The following is a 19,884-nucleotide window of genomic DNA, read 5'->3' on the forward strand; positions in this document are numbered from 1 at the left end:
TCAACCTCCGAGGCGCCAGACCACCGACCAGCGCGCAAGCCGGTCGCCGGCCGCGCCGCCCCAGATCAGGGTCCCCACACCGGCGTCGGAACACGCGATGTCCTTGTCGGAGAGATTGGCCACGAGGCGCAACGTCGCGCCATCTCCCATGTGCCAATGTGCGGTGAGCAGGCCGCTATCGGCCACGGCGGCATCACCGAAGCGCGCACCTTTCAGTCGTGGCGCGATCTCCTTGTGGCGGAGTGCGAGCAGCTCCCGCACCAGCGCGAGACGCGCATCCTGCTCCGGCGTGTGGTCGGTCCAGTCGAGCACGGCCGATTGCAGTGTTGCCGGATCGAGCGGGTCGGGCACCTCGTCGCCGTACTTTTCATAGGCCCAGGCGTATTCCTGCCTGCGCCCCTTGCGGACGGCATCAGCCAGTCCGCCCTGGAAGTCGCAGAAGAACGGGAAGGGCGCGATGGAGCCCCACTCCTCGCCCTGGAACAGCATCGGCACCATCGGTGCGAGCAGGGTCACCGCGAGTGCGGCTTCGATCTGCTCGGGCGATGCCAGGCTTTCGAGCCGGTCGCCAAGCGGCCGGTTGCCGATCTGGTCGTGGTTCTGCAGGAAGTTGACGAAGGTTGCCGGCGGCAGCTCGCCGCTGTTCTCGCCCCGCGGCTTCTTGCCCCAGAATTCCGAGATCTCGCCCTGATAGACGAAGCCGGAGGCGAGCGCGCGTGCGAGATCGAGCCGCGGCGTTTGATAGTCCGCATAATAGCCGGCGAGCTCGCCCGTCAGCATCACGTGCCAGACGTGGTGGTAGTCGTCGTTCCACTGGCCGCGATATTTGCCGTTCGGAGGCTCCTGCGCCGCGTCGAGCAGGCTCGCGCGGTTGTCGCCGTTCTCCAGCACGAGATGGATATGGCGCTCCGTCGCCTTGGCAAGCTCGCCCGCGGCGACGCTAAGGTCTTGCAGCATCGATTGCTCGCCGGGGATCGCCATGATGTGATTGGCGGCATCGAGCCTCAGGCCGTCGAAGCGATAGTCGCTGAGCCACGACAGCGCGTTCTCGACGGCAAAAGCGCGAACCTGCGGCACGCGATAATCGATCGCACTGCCCCATGGCGTGTGCGCGTCGGTGAAGAAGGCCGGCGCGTAGCGGCCGAGGTAATTTCCCTCGGGGCCGAAATGATTGTAGACGACGTCGAGGAACACCATCAGCCCGCGCAGATGGGCTTCGTCGATCAGCGTCTTCAATTCATCGGGATGACCATAGGCGCTGTCGGGCGCGTACCACAGCACGCCATCATAACCCCAGCCGCGGCGACCGGCGAAGTCAGCCAGCGGCATCAGTTCGATCGCGGTGATGCCGGTCGCGACGAGATGATCGAGCTTGTCGATCATCGCACGATAGGTGCCTTCCGCAGTGAAGGTGCCGACATGCGTCTCGATCAGCACCGTCTCTTCCCAGGGGCGGCCGCGCCAATCGGATGCGCGCCAGTCGAAGGCGTCATGATCGATCACCTCGCTCGGGCCGAACACGTCGTCGGGTTGGAATGCAGACGCCGGATCGGGCACGTCGATCTCGTCATCGATCCTGAATTTGTAGTTGCTGCCGACGGGCAGATTGGCAATCTCGGCGACATACCAGCCATCCTGCCGGCGCTGCATCGCGTGTCGTCTGTCGAGCAGGAGATCGACACGGCGCGCGGCAGGCGCCCACAGCCGGAACGATACGCCGTCCCTCGTCGGCCTCGCCCCGAAGGATGGCCTCATAGCGCCCCCGCGAAAGCGAGCACGGAGCGCGGCGGCGCCTTGCTGTCGCTCCCGGGCTGGAAGTCGATCGTATTCAGCTTGGCGTCGGTCGTGTTCAGGATCTGCTGCCAGCTCTTGTATTCAGTCATTTTTGGCAATTTGAATGCGATCTCTTCGGGGGCTGCGTTGAGTACGATAAAGATCGCGGCGCTGCCCGGTTCCATCGGCCCCATCACATAGGAGAGGAACCGCCCTTCCGGGAATTTCCAGTCGCTTTCCGTCATTTCGTCGCCGGCCGGCGTCAGCCACAGCGCGCCATAGGAGATGCCGTCCTTGGGGCGGCCGTCGAGCCAGCGATGGCTGCGAAGCTGCGAGAACCGGCGGCGGATATCGGCGAGTTCGGCGACAAAACCGACCATGTCGTCGCCGTCCTTGCCGAGATTGTCCCAGCCGACCCAGCCCACCTCGTTGTCCTGGCAATAGGCGTTGTTGTTGCCTGATTGCGAATTCCCGACCTCGTCGCCTGCGAGGATCAGCGGAATGCCCTGCGCCAGCATGAGGCAGGCCAGTACGTTCTTGCGAAGCTGCCGGCGCAAGCTGACGATTTGGGGATCGTCGGTCGGACCCTCGACACCGCAATTGTTGCTGTGGTTGTCGTTGGAGCCGTCGCGATTGTCCTCGCCATTGGCCTCGTTATGCTTCTCGTTGTAGCTGAAGAGATCGGCCAGGGTGAAGCCGTCATGCACGGTGATGTGGTTGATGCTGGCGCGCGGCCGCCGTCCGTCGTGGTTGAACAGGTCGGAGGACGCCGTCATGCGGCTGGAGATATCGCCGATCAGGCTGCCTTCGCCGCTCCAGTAGCGGCGCATGGCGCTGCGGTAACGGTCGTTCCACTCCGACCATTGCGAGGGAAATGCGCCCACCTGATAGCCGCCAAGGCCGAGATCCCAGGGTTCGGCGACGAGCTTGACGCTCGCCAGCACCGGGTCCTGGCGGATCGCGGTCAGGAACGAGCTGCCTCGATCATAACCGTTCGGTCCGCGGGCCAGCGTGGTGGCGAGGTCGAAACGGAAGCCGTCGACGTGGCAGACCTCGACCCAGTAGCGCAGTGAATCCATCACCATCTGCAGCACGCGCGGGTGGGTGAGGTTCACCGACGAGCCGCAGCCGGTAAAATCGTCGTAGTAGCGCGGGTTTTCGCGGTTCAGCCAGTAATAGGAGGCGTTGTCGATGCCGCGATAGCACAGCGTCGGACCGAGATGATTGCCCTCGGCGGTGTGATTGTAGACGACGTCGAGCATCACCTCGATGCCGGCATCGTGCAGACGTGCGATCGTGGTGCGGAAGGAATCGAGAGCGTTGTCCTGGGCGTAGCGCTGCTCGGGCGCGAAGAAGGACAGGGTGTTATAGCCCCAGTAGTTGACGAGCTTCTTCTCCACCAAGATGCGGTCGTCGACGAAGCTGTGCACCGGCAGAAGCTCTACCGTGGTGACGCCGAGCTTCTTCAGGTGCTCGATCATCGCGGGCGAGGACAGGCCGCCATAGGTGCCGCGCAAATTCGGCGGCACGTCGTCGCGCTTCTGTGTCAGTCCCTTGACGTGGGCCTCGTAGATGATGGTATCTTCCCAGGGAATGTTGGGCCGGATCTCGCGGCGGCCCCAGTTGAAGGTCTCGTCGACGACGACGGCCTTCGGCATGCCGCGCGCGTTGTCGCGCCGGTCGAACGACAGGTCTTCGCGCGGGCTTCCGGTGCGATAGGCGAAATGCGCGTCACTCCAGACCAGCCGCCCGGAAAGCCGCTTGGCATAGGGGTCTAGCACGAGCTTGTTGGCATTGAAGCGGTGGCCGTGCTCCGGCTCGTAGGGGCCATGCACGCGGTAGCCGTAGAGCTGGCCGGGCGAGACGTCGTTGAGATAGCCGTGCCAGACATCCTCGGTGCGCTCCGGCAGCTCGACGCGCTCGAGTTCGCGGCGGCCCTGCATGTCGAACAGGCACAGCTCGACCTTCTGCGCGTTGGCGGAGAACAGCGCGAAATTGGTGCCGCGTCCGTCCCAGCTTGCGCCGAGGCGTGCGGGCGATCCAGCAGTCAGGCGCATCGTTCAGCTTTCCGGAACGAGGAAGATCGCGGCGAGCGGCGGAATGGTGAGGCGGAGCTCGCCATTGACGGCGTGGACTTCGCCGATGTTGCCGACATTGCTGCCGCCGTAATGGGCGGAGTCGGAGTTGAACACTTCCTTCCACTTGCCACCGAATGGCGCGCGAACGCGGTAATTGCGATAGACATTGGGTGAGAAGTTGACGATCACCATGCACCGGGCGTGCTCGTCAAATCCCTTGCGCAGCCAGGCGAACACGTTGCGGTTGGCGTCGTCGGTGATCAGCCATTCGAAGCCGGCCTGCTCGCAGTCCATCTGGTGCAGGGCGGGCACCGCGCGATAGAGCCGGTTGAGATCGCGGATCAACGCCTGGATGCCTGAATGGGGCTTGTACTCGAGCAAGTGCCAGTCGAGCGATTGGTCGTGATTCCATTCGCGGCTTTGCGCGATCTCGGCGCCCATGAACAGCAGCTTCTTGCCGGGATGGCCGAACATGAAGCTGTAATAGGCGCGCAAATTCGCGAAGCGCTGCCATTCGTCGCCGGGCATGCGCCCGAGGATAGAGCGCTTGCCGTGCACGACTTCGTCGTGCGACAGCGGCAGGACGAAGTTCTCCGAGAAGGCGTAGTGCAGGCCGAACAGGATGTCGCCGTGATGATGCTTGCGGTGGATCGGGTCCTTGCTGATGTAGTTCAGCGTGTCGTGCATCCAGCCCATATTCCACTTGTAGCCGAAGCCGAGCCCTCCGAATTCGACCGGGCGCGAGACCTGCGGCCAGGCGGTGGACTCTTCGGCGGCCGTGGTCGCCTGCGGGAAACGCGCGAACAGCTCGGTGTTGAAGCGGCGCAGGAATGCGATCGCCTCGATGTTCTCCCGGCCGCCATGCTGGTTCGGAATCCACGCCCCGGGCGGACGGCTGTAGTCGAGGTAGAGCATGGATGCGACGGCATCGACTCGCAGTCCGTCGATCGCGTAGCGCTCGAGCCAGAACAGCGCGTTCGAGACCAGGAAGTTCGTCACTTCGGTGCGGCCGTAATTGTAGATCAGCGTGCCCCAATCGAGATGCCGGCCCTGGAGCGGATTGGCGTGCTCGTACAGCGCTGTGCCGTCGAAGCTGCCGAGCCCGTGCGGATCGTCCGGGAAGTGGCCGGGCACCCAGTCGAGCAGCACGCCGACGCCCTCGCGGTGGCAGGCATCGACCAGCGCGGCAAAATCCTCCGGCGTGCCGAAGCGGCTGGTCGGCGCATACAGCCCGGTCGGCTGATAGCCCCACGAGCCGTCGAAAGGATGCTCGCTGACGGGGAGGAATTCGAGATGGGTGAAGCCCATGTCGCGGGCGTAGGCCGGCAGCTGCTCGGCCAGCTCGCGATAGGTCAGCCATTCATTGCCGTTCTTGCGCCGCCATGAGCCGAGATGGACCTCGTAGATCGACATCGGCGCGGACAACGCGTTGATGCCGTCGGGCGCCGGTCGCGGCCGCGGCAGATGCGCTTCGTCGAACACGATGGAAGCGGTCTTCGGGCGCACCTCGCTTGCAAAGGCCATCGGATCGGATTTCAGCGGAAGCAGATGGCCGTGCGGTCCGATAATTTCGAACTTGTAGTGGTCGCCGGCCTTGGCGTGCGGGATGAACAATTCCCAATAACCCGCGCCGCGCACCCGCATCGGATGGCGCCGTCCGTCCCAGAAATTGAAGTCGCCGACGACGGAGACACGCCGGGCGTTGGGCGCCAGCACCACGAAGCCGATGCCATCGATGCCTTCGAGCCGCATCGGATGCGCGCCGAGCTTGTCGTAAAGGCGCTGGTGGGTGCCTTCGCCGAGCAGATAGAGGTCGAAATCGGTCAGGATCGGCGGAAAGCGATAGGTGTCCTCGAATTCGATGACGTTGTCGCCGAACTTCGCGCGGAGCTGGTAGTGCTTCGCGCCGTTCGGCAGAGCGCCGATGAACAGGCCGGCATCATGGACGCGATCGAGCTTCGCCACCTCGCCGTGCTCGCCCACCGCCTCGACGTTGGAAGCATCGGGAAGAAACGCGCGCACCACGCTCTTGTCGCCCTCGGGATGCAGCCCGAGATAGTGGAACGGATCGGAGTGGCGACCCTCGATGATCGCATAGGCCTCGGCAGGGAGTTTAGGCATGGGCTTCGCTCTCGATACTGGACAGAATGCGAAGCAGTCCGGACAGCGGCGCATGGAGCCCCTCAGGCCGGTGGGACAGCTCGTACTCTACTTCCTCGAACGCTTGATCAAGCAGGAAAAACCTTAACAGGCCAGCCGCAGATTGCGGATCTTCCGGCCACAGCCGCCGATCGGTCATGGCTTCGCGGTAGGCGGTGAGGAACGTCGCGGTGGTGCGCTCGCGCCATTCGTCGAGCGCAGCCGTGAGACGGCCCTGTTCGTCGGAGGCGCCCGTGAGCGCGCGGTGAAGCGCCGCGTTAACCGAAAGATCAATCGAGCGGATCAGGCCGGCAACGTCACGCGCCGCAGGCAGCTTGCGCCGCTTGTCGGCCAGCGGCAAACGCGGATCTCCGTCGAAGTCGATGATGAAGATATCGTCCTTCACAATCAGAGTTTGCCCGAGGCGGAAATCGCCATGATGACGGATGTTCAACCCGCCGAGCTCGGAAGGTAAGAGCGCGTTGAGCCGGCCGGACAGGGTCGCGCGCTCCGCGGCGAGCTGATTGATCAGCGGTCGGTCCACCTCCCGCAGGCGGTCGGTGCTGGCGGCCAGCCGCTCGAAAACCCGCTCGGCCCGTGTCTCGAGCTCGGATGACCAGCGCTTGACGTGTGCGGAGCCAATGGGCTCCGGCGCGAGATCTCCGGGCTTTGCAGCGGCCAGAGCCACATGCAGCTCGGCGAGCCGTCGGCCGATCTGCGTAATGAAGTGCAGATAGGGCGCTTGCTCCTGGGTCTCGCGGGGCATCTCGCCCGGTGGCAGCACCCGTTGCTCGTCGATATAGCGGTCGAGATAGCCCGCGGTGACGCCCCAGCCGTCGCCCTGGTTCTCGACATAGGCGTGCAGCACGCCGACTGCGCTGCGACGGTCGTCTTCGACCAGCTCGACGCTGCCGAGCAGTGCCGGCGTATTGGCAAAGCGGGCGATCTCGGTGAGGTAGGAGCCGATCTCGATCTCGGGATTGATGCCGGCTTCGAGCTGACGATAGATCTTGGCGACATACTGGTTGTCGACCAGCGCGGTGCTGTTCGACTGCTCGATCGTGCGGATGCGTTCGGGCTCCTTGATGGTGTACTCGGCAAACCGGCTGGTCGCCTTGAACTCCAGCCGCAGATTGTTTTCTTCCACCACCAGGTTCTGCGACAGATTGCGCAGGAACAGGCCGATGAAGATCTGCTCGGTTGCCACGTCCAGCAGCGTCCCTTCGCGGGCCCCCTGACGCACGGCGGCGAGCGCCCTGGGATTGAAGCGTTCGCGGTCGAAGCGCACCCATTCGATCTGCATCGGCAGCACGTAGCGCGTGGTGACGTCGCCCTGCGCCGCCTCGAAGAACGCGATCCAGGGCCTGTTGTCGCCGATGTCGCAGAACGGCACCGCCGAGGTCAGCGTCGGCTTGATGTGCTTGGGATTGTGCTCCGGATACCAGCGCGTGCGCGACAGGAATCCCGGCAGCACCTCGTGCTCGAACACGCCGCGCTCGCGCGCCAGCGACACCCAGGTCGAGTTCACCGGCACCACCAGCGTCTCGAATTCGGGCACTGCGCGCGGCGTCACCGGCTCGGACTTGTCGCGCTCGGTGAGCTGGAACCAGTAGAAGCCATAGGGCCCCAGCGTGACCATGTAGGGCAGTTCGCCGATCGCCGGAAAACGCGTGCGGCCGAGCATCTCCTGCGGGATGCGGTCCTTCCAGGGCGACAGATCGAGCTCGGTCGCCTGGGCCGCGCGCGACAGATTGGCGACGCAGAGGATCACCTCGTCGCGGTACTGCCGGACATAGGCCAGCACGGCGCGGTTGGCCGGGCGGATGAAGGTCATGGTGCCGCGGCCGAAGGCGAGCGTCGATTTGCGCACCGAGATCAGACGCTTGGTCGCGCTGAGCAGCGAGGATAGGCTGCGCGACTGCGCCTCCACGTTCACCGATTCATAGCCGTAGACCGGATCCATGATCAGCGGCGCGTAGAGGCGGGCCGGGTCGCAGCGCGAGAAGCCGCCGTTGCGGTCCGGGCTCCACTGCATCGGCGTGCGCACGCCGTTGCGGTCGCCGAGATAGATGTTGTCGCCCATCCCGATCTCGTCGCCGTAGTAGATGATCGGCGTGCCGGGGAAGGACAGCAGCAGCGAGTTCATCAGCTCGATCTTGCGCCGGTCGTTGTCCATCAGCGGCGCGAGGCGCCGGCGGATGCCGACATTGATGCGGGCGCGCGGATCGTTGGCGTAGGTGGTCCACAGATAGTCGCGCTCGACGTCGGTCACCATCTCCAGCGTCAGCTCGTCATGGTTGCGCAGGAACAGCGCCCATTGGCAGCTCGCCGGAATATCCGGCGTCTGGCGCAGAATGTCGGTGATCGGGAAACGGTCCTCCTGCGCGATCGCCATGTAGATGCGCGGCATCAGCGGGAAGTGATAGGCCATGTGGCACTCGTCGCCGCGGCCGAAATATTCCTGCACGTCCTCCGGCCATTGATTGGCCTCGGCCAGCAGCAGCTTGCCCTTGGAGTAGGAATCCAGCTCGTGGCGGAGCCGCTTGATGATGGCATGCGTCTCGGGGAGGTTCTCGTTCGAGGTACCTTCGCGCTCGCAGAGATAGGGAATGGCGTCCAGACGGAAGCCGTCGACGCCGGCGTCCAGCCAGCGCTTCATCACCTGGATCAGCGCGCTGACGACGCGCGGATTGTCGAAATTGAGATCCGGCTGGTGCGAGAAGAAGCGGTGCCAGTAGAACGCGCCGGCCTCGTGATCCCAGGTCCAGTTCGACTTCTCCGTGTCGGTGAAGATGATACGGGTGCCCTGGTATTTCTGGTCGGTGTCGCTCCAGACATACCAGTTGCGGGCGCTCGAGCCTGCCGGGCTGCGGCGAGCACGCTTGAACCAATTGTGCTGGTCCGAGGTGTGGTTGACGACGAGCTCGGTGATGACGCGCAAGCCTCGCTTCTGGGCCTCCTGGATGAAGCGCTTGAAATCCTTCATCGTCCCGAAATCGGGATTGACCGAACCGTAGTCGGCGATGTCGTAGCCGTCGTCGCGGCCGGGCGAGGGATAGAACGGCAGCAGCCAGAGCGCGGTGACGCCGAGCTCCTGGAGATAGGGCAGCTTCTCGGTCAGCCCGGCGAAGTCGCCGATGCCGTCATTGTTGCTATCGGCAAACGCCTTGACGTGAAGCTGATAGATAATGGCGTCCTTGTACCAGAGCTCGTCCACGATCTCGGCAGCCTCGGCTTTCTTGGTGTCGACGGAAGACAATACATTCATGGCGTGCGCCCTTACGCCAGGCAGCGGAACAGCAGCGCGGGATCGCGCTCGGGATCGATACGCAATTTGATCCCGCCCCATTCGATGCGGGCCTGTTCGCCGGTGAGGAGGTTTTCGAGTGCCGACACATGGTGTCGCTGCCCGCCGGCGTCAACCGTGACGTCGCCGAGCGGCAACCAGAATTCGCGCACGTGGCACGAGAGCGCAACCACGGCCACGACGATGTTGGCCGGGTCGGTCGCTTCCTTGACGAAGGCGATCGTCTCGCCGTCTTCGATGCCAAGGAAGCGCAGGTTCGCCGTCCGCTGAAGCGCAGCATTCTCGCTGCGGATGCGATTGAGCTCCGTGATGTAGGCCTTGATGTTGCCGGGCTTGTTCCAGTCGCGCTGCTTGATCTGGTATTTCTCGGAGTCGAGATATTCCTCGCGGCCGGGGATCGCCTCGTGCTCCAGCAGCTCGAACCCGCTGTAGACGCCATAATTGCTGGACAGCGTCGCCGCCAGCGCGACGCGCGATTTGAACGCCCATGTCTCGCCGCCCTGGAGATGATAGGGCAAAAGATCGGGCGTATTCACGAACAGGTTCGGCCGATAGAAGTCACGTTCGGGATAGCGCGTCAGCTCGCCGAGATATTGCTCCAGCTCCCACTTCGCCGTGCGCCAGGGGAAATAGCTGAACGATTGCGCAAAGCCGAGCTTGGCGAGGCCCTTCATCAGCTTCGGGCGCGCGAACGTCTTGGAAAACAGGATCACCTCGGGATGCCGGCGGCGGATGTCACGGATCAGCCACTCCCAGAAGGCGAGCGGCGCGGTGTCGTGATTGTCGATGGCGAAGATGGTGACGCCGTGGTCGATCCAGAACAGCATGGCGTCGCGAAACGCGTTCCATAGTCCAGCCCGGTCGACGGACGCGAAATCGGGGATGACGATATCGGAATAGGGCCCGTCAGCCGTCCGCACCGACCGATCCGGGCGCCATTTGAACCATTCCGGATGCTGCGTCAGCCACGGGTGGTCCGGCGAGCATTGCACGGCGAAGTCGAGCGCGAGTTCGAGGCCGTATTCCAGGCAGGTCGCGACCAGCGCGCGAAAATCCTCGATCGTGCCGAGTTCGGGGTGCAGCGCGTCGTGCCCGCCCTCGATGGCGCCGATCGCATAAGGCGAGCCGGGATCGCCGTCGCCCGCCACCGGCATGTTGTTGCGGCCCTTGCGCCGGGTGCGGCCAATGGGATGGATCGGCGTGAAGTACAGCACGTCAAAGCCCATCGCGGCGATGTCGGGCACGCGCGCGATGCAGTCGCGGAGCGTGCCATGCTGTCCTGGCACCACGCTCTGGCTGCGCGGCATCATCTGATACCAGGCGCCGAAGCGTGCCTTGTCGCGGTCGACGAACAGTGGGAATAGCGCCGAGCGCGTGAGATCAGGCCGCAACTGGCTCTCGGCCATGGCTGCGCCGAGCTCGGTTGCCAGCAGCGGGGCAACGTCGCCGGTCAGAAGATAGTCCTCGCATCGCCTGACGATGACGGCGGCGGCGTCCTGCTGCGCGCCATGCGCCTTGGTCAAAAGGCCGGCGCCCTCGATCGCATCAAGCGTGACGTCGGCACCGGAGCGCTGCTTGCGCGCGAACGCGTGCGACCAGGTGGCGAATTCGTCGGTCCAAGCTTCGATCGCATAGACATATTTGCCGGGCTCGACGGGTGTGAACGCGCCGGACCAGCGGTCATTGCCGTGAGGGATCATCGGCTCGCTCTGCCATTCGCGGTCCTGCTCCTGTCGCCAGATCAGCGCTGCGCCGATCACGGCGTCGCCGTCCCGGTAGATGTCGGCCCAGACCTCGACCGGTTCGCGCGCGATCCGCTTCACGGGGAAGCGCCCGCCGTCGATCAGGGGATAGACGTCCTCGATGAGGAAAGTGCTGCCGGCTGCGGCACTCTCGACAGTTTGAATTGTCTTGTTCACGGTGATGCCATTGACAAGAAAGCAGGAGCCCGTTTCCCTTGCCGGGAACCTACGCTTGATACCACTATAGAAAGCCGCTTGTGTGTCATTGGTTCCCTGGGGAACGGCAGGCGCGGCTCGCGAGTTAACCCTGACTAACCTCTTCCGCGACCTCGTTAAAATCGATGCCCCCGGCCACAAAATGGCCTGCAAGCTGCGTGCCGAATGGATCTTTTAGCTCAAGCCCGGATCAAGGGCGTTCAATCCGAATTCGTCGATGCCCTCGGAAAGCTGCGGGTCACCGATCCCGTGGCCCTCAAATCCATCCTCGACGCCTTGCCGGAAAAGCGGGTTTACCGCTTCGTCAGCGGGCCTGTGGTGGTACGCGCCTTGGGCCATCCGCGCACCGAATTGGTGACGATCGGTGCGCCGCCGCTCAAATGGAAGATGACCGGCAACGGCAATTTGATCGCGCAAGGTGAGACGCGCGAGCCCGTGATTGCCTGGCCGGCCGGCCTGCCGCTCGGCTATCACCGGCTGACGCTGACGGATGCCGGAGGCGTGACGGAAGAGGTGCCGATGATCGTGGCGCCGGAGCGGGCCTTCGGCGGCGATTTCGACCGGGGCTGGCTGCTTGCCGTGCAGCTCTACAGCGTCCGCTCGGACCGCAATTGGGGCATCGGCGATTTCACCGACCTCGCCGGTCTGGTCCGGCTCGCGAAGCAGTTGGGCGCCGACGGCGTCGGGCTCAATCCCCTGCATGTGTTGTTCGATGACCATCCGGCCGATTGCAGCCCCTATTCGCCGAACAGCCGGCTGTTTCTCAATCCGCTCTATATCGACGTCGAGGCGATCCCGGAATTTTCCCCCGACCTCGTCCCCGATGCGGCCGCGACCGCCGCGCGGCTCCGCGACGGTGATCGTGTGCCCTATCCGGACATGGCGGCCTTGAAATGGTTGGCCTTGCGTGCCGCCTTCGACAGCTTCGTGAAAACCGCGAGCGGCGTCCGCCGCAACCAGTTCGACGCCTTCCGGGCGGCTCGCGCGCCGCTGTTGTCCCGTTTTGCCTGCTTCGAGGTGCTACGCCATCGCTTTGCGGCGCCGTGGTGGGAATGGCCGCAGGAATGGCAAAAGCCGGATGAGACGAAATGCGCCGAGCTGCGCAACGGCCCGGACAAGCACGAGGTCGAGTTCGTCGAATTCGTGCAATGGACCGCCGATAGCCAGTTGCATGCGGCCAAGGAGCTGGCCGGCCAGCTCGGCATGCGGGTCGGGCTCTATCTTGACGTTGCCGTCGGCGTGCAGTCGAACGGCTTCGATGCTTGGAACGAGCAGGGGGCGATTTCTCGTCATCTCGCCGTCGGCGCGCCGCCGGACGTGCTCAATACCATTGGCCAGGATTGGGGCTTGGCCGGCTTCAATGCCGGCGGCCTGGAGGCGCAATCCTTCGTGCCATTCGCCGATATGCTCGCGGCTTCGATGCGCCATTCCGGAGCCATCCGTCTCGATCACGTGCTCGGCTTGAAGCGGCTGTATCTGGTGCCGCGCGGCTTCAAGCCCGACAACGGCGCCTATGTGCAGATGCCGTTCGAGGCGCTGCTGGCGACCGTGGCGCGGGAGAGCGCGGCCCATAAGTGCATCGTCATCGGCGAGGACCTCGGCACGGTGCCGGAAGGTTTTCGCGAGACCATGCAGGATTTCGGCATCTGGTCCTACCTCGTCATGATGTTCGAGCGCGACGATGCCGGTCACTTCCGGCCCGTCGATCACTACCGGCCCAACGCGCTGGTGACGTTGAACACGCATGATCTGTCGACCTATGCCGGCTGGCGCTCTTTCAGCGATCTCAGGATGAAGCGCTCGCTCGGGCTCGATCCCGGCGAGAACGATCAGGCCCGCTGGGATGCGCTCGGCCTGCTCGACGAGATCCTGCGTGCCAACGGCATCCGTGCCAATGATGTCTATTCGGTGCTCGCCTTCCTGTCGCGCACGCCGTCGCGGCTGCTTGCGGTGTCGCTGGAGGATCTGCTCGGCGTGATCGACCAGCCCAACATTCCCGGTACGATTGACGAGCATCCGAACTGGCGCCAGCGCCTGCCTGTGACGCTCGACAAGATCATTTCGAAGGTCGATGTCGCAGCCTTGAAGGCCGCGACACGGGAACGCTCGTTACCCGGCGGGCGTTGATCGCCGGGGTCTCCGGACGTCGTTTTCGAGGCTCGCACGACATTGTCTCAGAGGATTGAAGATTATGCGCTGATCGGCGACTGCGAGACCGCGGCGCTGGTCGGCCGCAACGGCTCGATCGACTGGCTGTGCTGGCCGGCCTTCGATTCCGATGCCTGCTTTGCCGCGCTCCTCGGCACGCACAAGAACGGCCGCTGGCTGATCGCGCCGAGCGAGGACGTCACCGCGACGTCGCGCCGCTATCTCGGCGACACCCTCATCCTCGAAACGCGCTTTGAGACTGACGGCGGCACCGTTGCGCTGATCGACTTCATGCCGCCGCGCGGCAAGGCCTCCGACATCGTGCGGCTGGTCCGCGGTGTCAGCGGCACGGTGAAGATGCGGATGGAACTCGTCATCCGCTTCGGCTTCGGCGTCGACATCCCGTGGGTGCGGCGGATCGACCATTCCCTGCTGGCGGTCGCCGGGCAGGACATGACCGTGCTGCGGACACCGGCCAAGACCCGAGGCGAGGATCTGACCACGGTTTCCGATTTCGAGGTGAAGGCCGGCGAGACCGTGCCGTTCGTGCTGACCTACGGCCCCTCGCATCTCGAGCCGCCCGCGCCAATCGATCCGGAGGTCGCACTCAAGGAGACCGAGAAATTCTGGCAGGACTGGTGCAGCCACTGCAATCGCGATGGCGACTATCGCGACCTGATCGTGCGCTCGCTGATCACACTCAAGGCGCTGACCTTCGCTCCGACCGGCGGCATCGTCGCGGCGCCGACCACCTCGTTGCCGGAGAAGCTCGGCGGCGCCAGGAATTGGGACTACCGCTTCTGCTGGCTGCGCGATGCCACCTTCACGCTGCTGGCGCTGATGAACTCGGGTTACACCGAGGAAGCCTCGGCCTGGCACAATTGGCTGTTGCGTGCGGCGGCAGGCTCACCGGCGAACATGCAGATCATGTACGGCATCTGGGGCCAGCGGCGGCTGCTGGAATGGGAGGCCGGTTGGCTCGATGGCTACGAGGGCGCACAGCCGGTGCGCGTCGGCAATGCCGCGCATGCGCAGCTCCAGCTCGACGTCTACGGCGAACTGATCGACGCCTTCCACCAATCGCGGATGGCCAAGCTCAAGCTCGACGACGAGAGCTGGGCGCTGGAATGCGCCGTGCTCAAGCATCTCGCCGAAGTCTGGGACCAGCCCGATCACGGCATCTGGGAGCGGCGCGGGCAGCCGAAGCACTATGTCTTCTCCAAGGTGATGACCTGGGTCGCCTTCGACCGCGGCATCAAGAGCGCCGAGACCTTCGGCTTCAAGGCGCCGCTGCTGCACTGGCGCACCTTGCGCGACGCCATTCATCGCGACGTCTGCAACCGCGGCTTCGACGCGGAGGAGAATGCCTTCGTGGAGTCCTACGGCTCGAAGCTGCTCGATGCCAGCGTGCTGCTGCTGCCGTCCGTTGGCTTCCTGGAAGCGTCGGATCCGCGCATTCGCGGCACCATCGCGGCGATGGAAAAGCACATGATGCCTGACGGCTTTGTGCTGCGGCACGATCCGCGCGAAGTGTCCGAGGAGAAGCAGCCGATCGAGGGCGCCTTCCTCGCCTGCAGCCTGTGGCTGGCCGATGCCCATGTACTGGCGGGCGATCTCGACAAGGCGCAAGCCTTGTTCGATCGCGTGGTCGGTGTCGCGAATGATGTGGGACTGCTAGCCGAGGAATATGATTCAGGCGCCAGGCGTCAGACCGGCAATTTCCCGCAGGCGCTGACTCATATCGCGCTGGTCAACACCGCGCATAACCTGTCGGCCGCAAGGCAGGGCAGCAAGAAGCCTGCGATGCAGCGGTCGAAGCAGTGACCTAGGCGACCTCGTTCCGCTTCAAAATCATCTCCATCGCTTCCGCAAAACCGTCGTGCTCGTTGGTCGCGGTGACGTGGGTGGCTTGGTCCTTGACGTTGTCGGCCGCATTGCCCATTGCGATCGAAACGCCGCTGACGCGAAACATCGCGAGGTCGTTCTGCATGTCGCCGATCGTGGCGACCGCGTCCGTTGAAATGCCGAGGCGCTTGGCCATGGCTTGCACGAATGTGCCCTTGTCGAAGCCGGGCGGGGTGATGTCGAGGTAATAGGTCTGCGAGCGCACCGCCATCGCCTCGCTGCCGAGCGCCTTCTGCATCGCCTTCTCGCAAGCTTCGAGGCCGGCTGCATCGGCGCTGGCCCCGACGATCTTGCAGGCGCTCGCGAGATACGGCGAGAAATCCGTCACGATGGTCGGGTCGGAGCGGATGGTGTGCTGCTCATGTGCCACGTATTGGCCATCAGGCTTGTCGATCAGCCATTTGTCGGTGGTGAACAGCCAGATGTCGGCGCCGAAGTCCCGCAGAATTTGCAAGCTTCGCTCGGCCGCCGCGGCGGGGATGAGATGCTGTTCGACCGGATTCATCTCGGGGTCGACGATCGAGGAGCCGTTGAACGGGCCGACCGGCAGCCAGAGCGCCAGCGGTTCGATCAGGAAACGCATGCCGATCGCGGGGCGGCTCGACGTAATCGTGAAGCCGATGCCGGCCTGGTGCAGACGCTGAACCGCGGACCTCGCGCGGTCGGTCAGCGTCTTGTCCTTGGTCAGCAGCGTACCGTCGACGTCGGAGACGACGAGCGAGATTTTTGTCATGACGGTCCCTTGGGTGTTTCTTGGGTGTTTGGCCTCAGCGTTTCGCGCCGCCCAGTTTCAACTGCCGCACCGCGCCGTCTACGATCGCTTCCACGGATTCGTCGATCGAGACTGTGATCACGTGCTCGCCAGCCTCCGGCGGCTCCAGCGTGTTGAACTGGCTCGTCAGCAGGCCGGGCGGCATGAAGTGCCCCTTACGTTGCGCGAGGCGAGCGGCGATCAGCTCCTTCGTCCCCCTCAGGAAGATGAAGCGGACGTCGTCGCGTCCGCGCAGGAGCACGTCCCGATAAGTATGCTTCAGCGCCGAGCAGGCGATGATGACGTGCTCGCCCTTGTCACAGACCCTCGCGATCTCGTCGGCAATGGCGTTGAGCCAGGGCCAGCGGTCCTCGTCGGTGAGGGGATGGCCGGCCCGCATCTTCTCGACATTGCTGGCGGGATGAAAGCTGTCGCCGTCCTCGAAACGCCAGCCGAGGCGCTCGCCGAGCGCTTTTGCAACCGTGCTCTTGCCCGAGCCCGACACGCCCATCACGATCAATGCACAAGGTGCTTCAACGCCGGCCACGAATTCCCTCCGGAAGCGCGGCCTGGTCGACCAGCCAGACGGTCTCGCCATTCGAGCGCGCGCGTACAGCCGGCAGAGTCTCGCCATTGAGCAGGCGCGTCAAGATCGGCTGCTTGTCGTGCCCCGCTATCTCGAACAGCATTTCGCGGCAGGACGCCAGTGCGGGCAGGGTGAGCGAGACCCGCGGCACGAAGGGGGCAACATTGGCCTTGGGGACGCCGACCACCCAGCGTCCCGTCTCCTCGATCGCGGGGTAGCCCGGGAAGAGCGAAGCCGTGTGGCCGTCCGGCCCCGCGCCCATCAAGACCATGTCGAACAGCGGCCGTGCCGGATCCAGGCTTTCCGCGCCGTAGAAAGACTGCAGCTCGCGCGCATAGGCCTCGGCGCTCTGATCAGGGTCGTCAGCCGTCGTCGGGATCGGGTGAACATGGCCGGAGGGCGCGTTGCGATCGAGAAAGGTCGCGCGCGCGACCGCCATGTTGTTGAGGGGATCGCTTTCGGGCACGAAGCGCTCGTCACCGATGAACCAGTGCACGCGCTCCCACGGGATTTTTTCGCGCCAGGCCTCGCTGCCCAGCAGCTGGTAGAGCCTCTTTGGGCTGGAGCCGCCGGTCAGGCAGATCGCAGTGCGCCCGGGATTGGCCGCGATTCGCGCCATCACCCGTCCGGCCGCGGTCCGCGCGAGAGCCTCGGCGTCGGCCTCGACGATCAGCTTCGGCTGTCCGGCCGTCGCGGTCACGAAAATTTACGCCAGCTTCGGCCGTCGCGGCGGAGCAATTCATCGGCGCAGGCGGGGCCGTCGCTGCCGGCTTGATAGGTCTCGATGCCGTTGCTGCCCGCGTTCTTCCAGGCGTCAAGGAACGGCTGCACCGCCTCCCATCCGGCTTCGATGCCGTCGGCACGCTGGAACAGGATGTTGTCGCCGATCATGCAGTCGTAGATCAGCGTCTCGTAGCCGGTCGAGGGATCGGCCCGGAAATAGTCGCCATAGCGGAACTTCATCTCGACGCCGTCGATGGTGACGCTCGGCCCCGGGATCTTGGCGTTGAACTGGAGCTCGATGGTCTCGGTCGGTGCGATGCCGATCGTGAGGAAGTTCTGAGAGAGACGATCGACAGCCGTGCCTGAGAACATCGACAGCGGCGCCTGCTTGAACTTGATCGCGACCTCGGTGCGCTTGTGGCCGAGCGCCTTGCCGGTGCGCAAATAGAACGGCACGCCGGCCCAGCGCCAATTGTCGATCATCAGCTTCAGCGCGACATAGGTCTCGGTAGTGCTGCCGGGTTTGACGTCCTCGGTCTTGCGATAGTCCGGGATCTCATCGTCGCCGATGCGCCCTGCGAGATATTGGGCGCGCACCGAGCTCTTCAGCGCTTCCTCTTCGCTCGGGCGCTGAATCGAGGTCAGAATCTCGGCCTTCTCGGAGCGCACGGAATGGGCGTCGAAACGCGCCGGCGGCTCCATCGCGACCAGCGACATCAGCTGGAACAGGTGGTTCGGCACCATGTCGCGTAGCGCGCCGGTGGCGTCGTAGAAGCCGCCGCGATGGCCGACGCCGAGCTTTTCCTCCACCGTGATCTGGATGTGATCGATATGGTTGCGATTCCAGATCGGCTCGAACATGCCGTTGGCAAAGCGCAGCACCAGGATGTTCTGCACCGTCTCCTTGCCGAGATAGTGATCGATCCGGTAGATCTGGTGCTCGTCCATGATCTTCAGCAGCTCGCCATTCAGCGCGCGCGCCGAGGCGAGGTCGGTGCCGAACGGCTTTTCGATCACCAGGCGCCGCCACGCCCCGTTCTCCTTCATCATGCCGGTGCGGCCGAGCTCGCGCGCGGTCGGCGCGAACGCAGCCGGCGGGGTCGCGAGATAGAACAGCCGGTTGCCGCCGGTATCCTGCGCGCATTCCAGGGAATCCAGATGCTCACGCAGGCGATCAAAGGATGGCGGATCCTTTGCGTCGGCTTCGACGAAGGTCACGCATTCCAGCAGCTTCTTGGCAATGTCGTCGTCCACCGGCCGGGTCGCGAACTGGCGCAAGCCCTTCAACAGGCTGTCGCGCAGCTCGTTGTCCGACTGGCCCCGGCGGGCGACGCCGACCACGCAGAACTTTTCGGGTAACAGATGCTCGGCCGCCAGATTGTAGAGCGATGGCATCACCAGCCGATGGGTGAGGTCGCCGGTGACACCAAAGATGACGAAGGCGCAATTTTCCGGCTTGCGCTTGGCTTGCGGGTCTTTTGTCACGAACTATTGGCCTTCGTTCTGCTAATTGCTATTTCGGCTTCGAAGCAGCCGGCTGCTTCGGCTCCTTGTGGCCGCCAAAACCGGCTCGCATCGCTGAGAGAATTTTCTCGGCGAAAGTGTGTTCCTTGCGGGAACGGAAACGTGCGAACAGCGCCGCGGTCAGGACTTCGGCCGGCACGGCCTCGTCGATCGCCGCGTTCACGGTCCAGCGTCCTTCGCCGGAATCCTCCACGAAACCCGAATACTCCGCCAGTGCAGGGCTATCCGCGAGCGCGGTCGAGGTAAGGTCGAGCAGCCAGGACGGGATCACGCTGCCACGCCGCCACACCTCGGCGATATCGGCGAGATCGAAATCGTAACGATGATCCGCCGGCAAGGCCTCGATGTTGGCGTTCTTGAGGATGTCAAAACCTTCGGCGTAGGCCTGCATCAGGCCGTATTCGATACCGTTGTGGATCATCTTGACGAAATGACCGGCGCCGACGGGGCCGGCATGGATGTAGCCCTGCTCGATGCGGGGATCGCGCCCCTCACGTCCCTCCGTGCGCGGAATGTCGCCGGCGCCGGGCGCGAGCGCGGCGAAGATCGGATCGAGCCGATCGACGACCTGTTTCTCGCCGCCGATCATCATGCAATAGCCGCGGTCGAGGCCCCAGACGCCGCCGGAGGTGCCGACGTCGACATAGTGGATGCCGCGCTCCTTCAGCGCCTTGCCGCGGCGGACGTCGTCCTGCCAGAACGTGTTGCCGCCGTCGATGATGACGTCGCCTTCCTGCATCGCGCCCGCGATCGTGTCGATCGTGGTCTCGGTGATGTGGCCGGCCGGCAGCATCACCCAGGCCGTGCGCGGCCGCTCCAGTTTCGCAATGAACTCTTCGAGCGTCGCCGAGCCGACCGCGCCGTCTGCCGCAAGGCCGGCGACGGCCTTGGCGTCCTTGTCGTAGACCACGGTCGAATGTCCGTGGCGCATCAGGCGGCGAACGATGTTGCCGCCCATCCGGCCGAGGCCGATCATGCCGAGTTGCATTTGA

General features: G+C 64.4%; 12 protein-coding genes. 2 read left to right on the top strand and 10 right to left on the bottom strand.

Annotation, left to right across the window (positions count from 1 at the left end; translation table 11 throughout):
- From treZ to AC0L3B_RS08295, 5 genes are read right to left on the bottom strand one after another with little or no spacing between them, the layout of a single operon-like run.
- Entirely contained in the window at positions 1 to 1,755 is a 1,755-nt protein-coding gene (gene treZ, locus AC0L3B_RS08275; RefSeq protein WP_026232660.1) for a malto-oligosyltrehalose trehalohydrolase, read from the bottom strand.
- Complete coding sequence (glgX, locus tag AC0L3B_RS08280) at positions 1,752 to 3,830, bottom strand: glycogen debranching protein GlgX (RefSeq protein WP_085351910.1); 2,079 nt, start codon at positions 3,828 to 3,830, stop codon at positions 1,752 to 1,754. The genes treZ and glgX overlap by 4 nt, the downstream gene beginning before the upstream one ends.
- 3 nt (positions 3,831 to 3,833) lie before the next feature.
- Positions 3,834 to 5,972, bottom strand: coding sequence for a 1,4-alpha-glucan branching protein GlgB (glgB, locus tag AC0L3B_RS08285; RefSeq protein ID WP_018454055.1), 2,139 nt, complete (start codon positions 5,970 to 5,972; stop codon positions 3,834 to 3,836).
- Entirely contained in the window at positions 5,965 to 9,258 is a 3,294-nt protein-coding gene (gene treS / locus AC0L3B_RS08290) for a maltose alpha-D-glucosyltransferase (RefSeq protein ID WP_085351909.1), read from the bottom strand. Before treS ends, glgB begins: the two co-directional genes overlap by 8 nt.
- A gap of 11 nt (positions 9,259 to 9,269) precedes the next feature.
- Positions 9,270 to 11,216, bottom strand: coding sequence for a maltotransferase domain-containing protein (locus AC0L3B_RS08295; protein ID WP_085361504.1), 1,947 nt, complete (start codon positions 11,214 to 11,216; stop codon positions 9,270 to 9,272).
- Positions 11,217 to 11,420: 204 nt separating this feature from the next.
- Between AC0L3B_RS08295 and malQ the strand changes: the two genes are divergently transcribed.
- Positions 11,421 to 13,382: a 4-alpha-glucanotransferase gene (gene malQ, locus AC0L3B_RS08300; protein WP_085351907.1), complete on the top strand. Its 1,962-nt coding sequence runs from the start codon at positions 11,421 to 11,423 to the stop codon at positions 13,380 to 13,382.
- 42 nt (positions 13,383 to 13,424) lie between these two features.
- Positions 13,425 to 15,227, top strand: coding sequence for a glycoside hydrolase family 15 protein (locus AC0L3B_RS08305; RefSeq protein WP_018454059.1), 1,803 nt, complete (start codon positions 13,425 to 13,427; stop codon positions 15,225 to 15,227).
- Between the two features lies 1 nt (position 15,228).
- On the opposite strand, the gene AC0L3B_RS08310 is transcribed toward AC0L3B_RS08305, so the two are convergent.
- From AC0L3B_RS08310 to gnd, 5 genes are read right to left on the bottom strand one after another with little or no spacing between them, the layout of a single operon-like run.
- Positions 15,229 to 16,041: an HAD family hydrolase gene (locus AC0L3B_RS08310; RefSeq protein ID WP_085351905.1), complete on the bottom strand. Its 813-nt coding sequence runs from the start codon at positions 16,039 to 16,041 to the stop codon at positions 15,229 to 15,231.
- 34 nt (positions 16,042 to 16,075) lie between these two features.
- Positions 16,076 to 16,606, bottom strand: coding sequence for a gluconokinase (locus tag AC0L3B_RS08315; protein WP_026232661.1), 531 nt, complete (start codon positions 16,604 to 16,606; stop codon positions 16,076 to 16,078).
- Positions 16,593 to 17,345 carry a 6-phosphogluconolactonase gene (pgl, locus tag AC0L3B_RS08320; RefSeq protein WP_473380278.1) on the bottom strand — a complete coding sequence of 251 codons (753 nt, stop codon included), beginning with the start codon at positions 17,343 to 17,345 and terminating at the stop codon, positions 16,593 to 16,595. Before pgl ends, AC0L3B_RS08315 begins: the two co-directional genes overlap by 14 nt.
- On the bottom strand, positions 17,342 to 18,853 hold the full coding sequence (gene zwf, locus AC0L3B_RS08325; RefSeq protein WP_018454061.1) for a glucose-6-phosphate dehydrogenase: 1,512 nt from the start codon (positions 18,851 to 18,853) through the stop codon (positions 17,342 to 17,344). Before zwf ends, pgl begins: the two co-directional genes overlap by 4 nt.
- A 28-nt stretch (positions 18,854 to 18,881) precedes the next feature.
- Entirely contained in the window at positions 18,882 to 19,880 is a 999-nt protein-coding gene (gene gnd, locus AC0L3B_RS08330) for a phosphogluconate dehydrogenase (NAD(+)-dependent, decarboxylating) (RefSeq protein WP_085351901.1), read from the bottom strand.
- Between the last annotated feature and the right edge of the window lie 4 nt (positions 19,881 to 19,884).

It is taken from the genome of Bradyrhizobium sp. Kon56 (genome assembly GCF_055807635.1).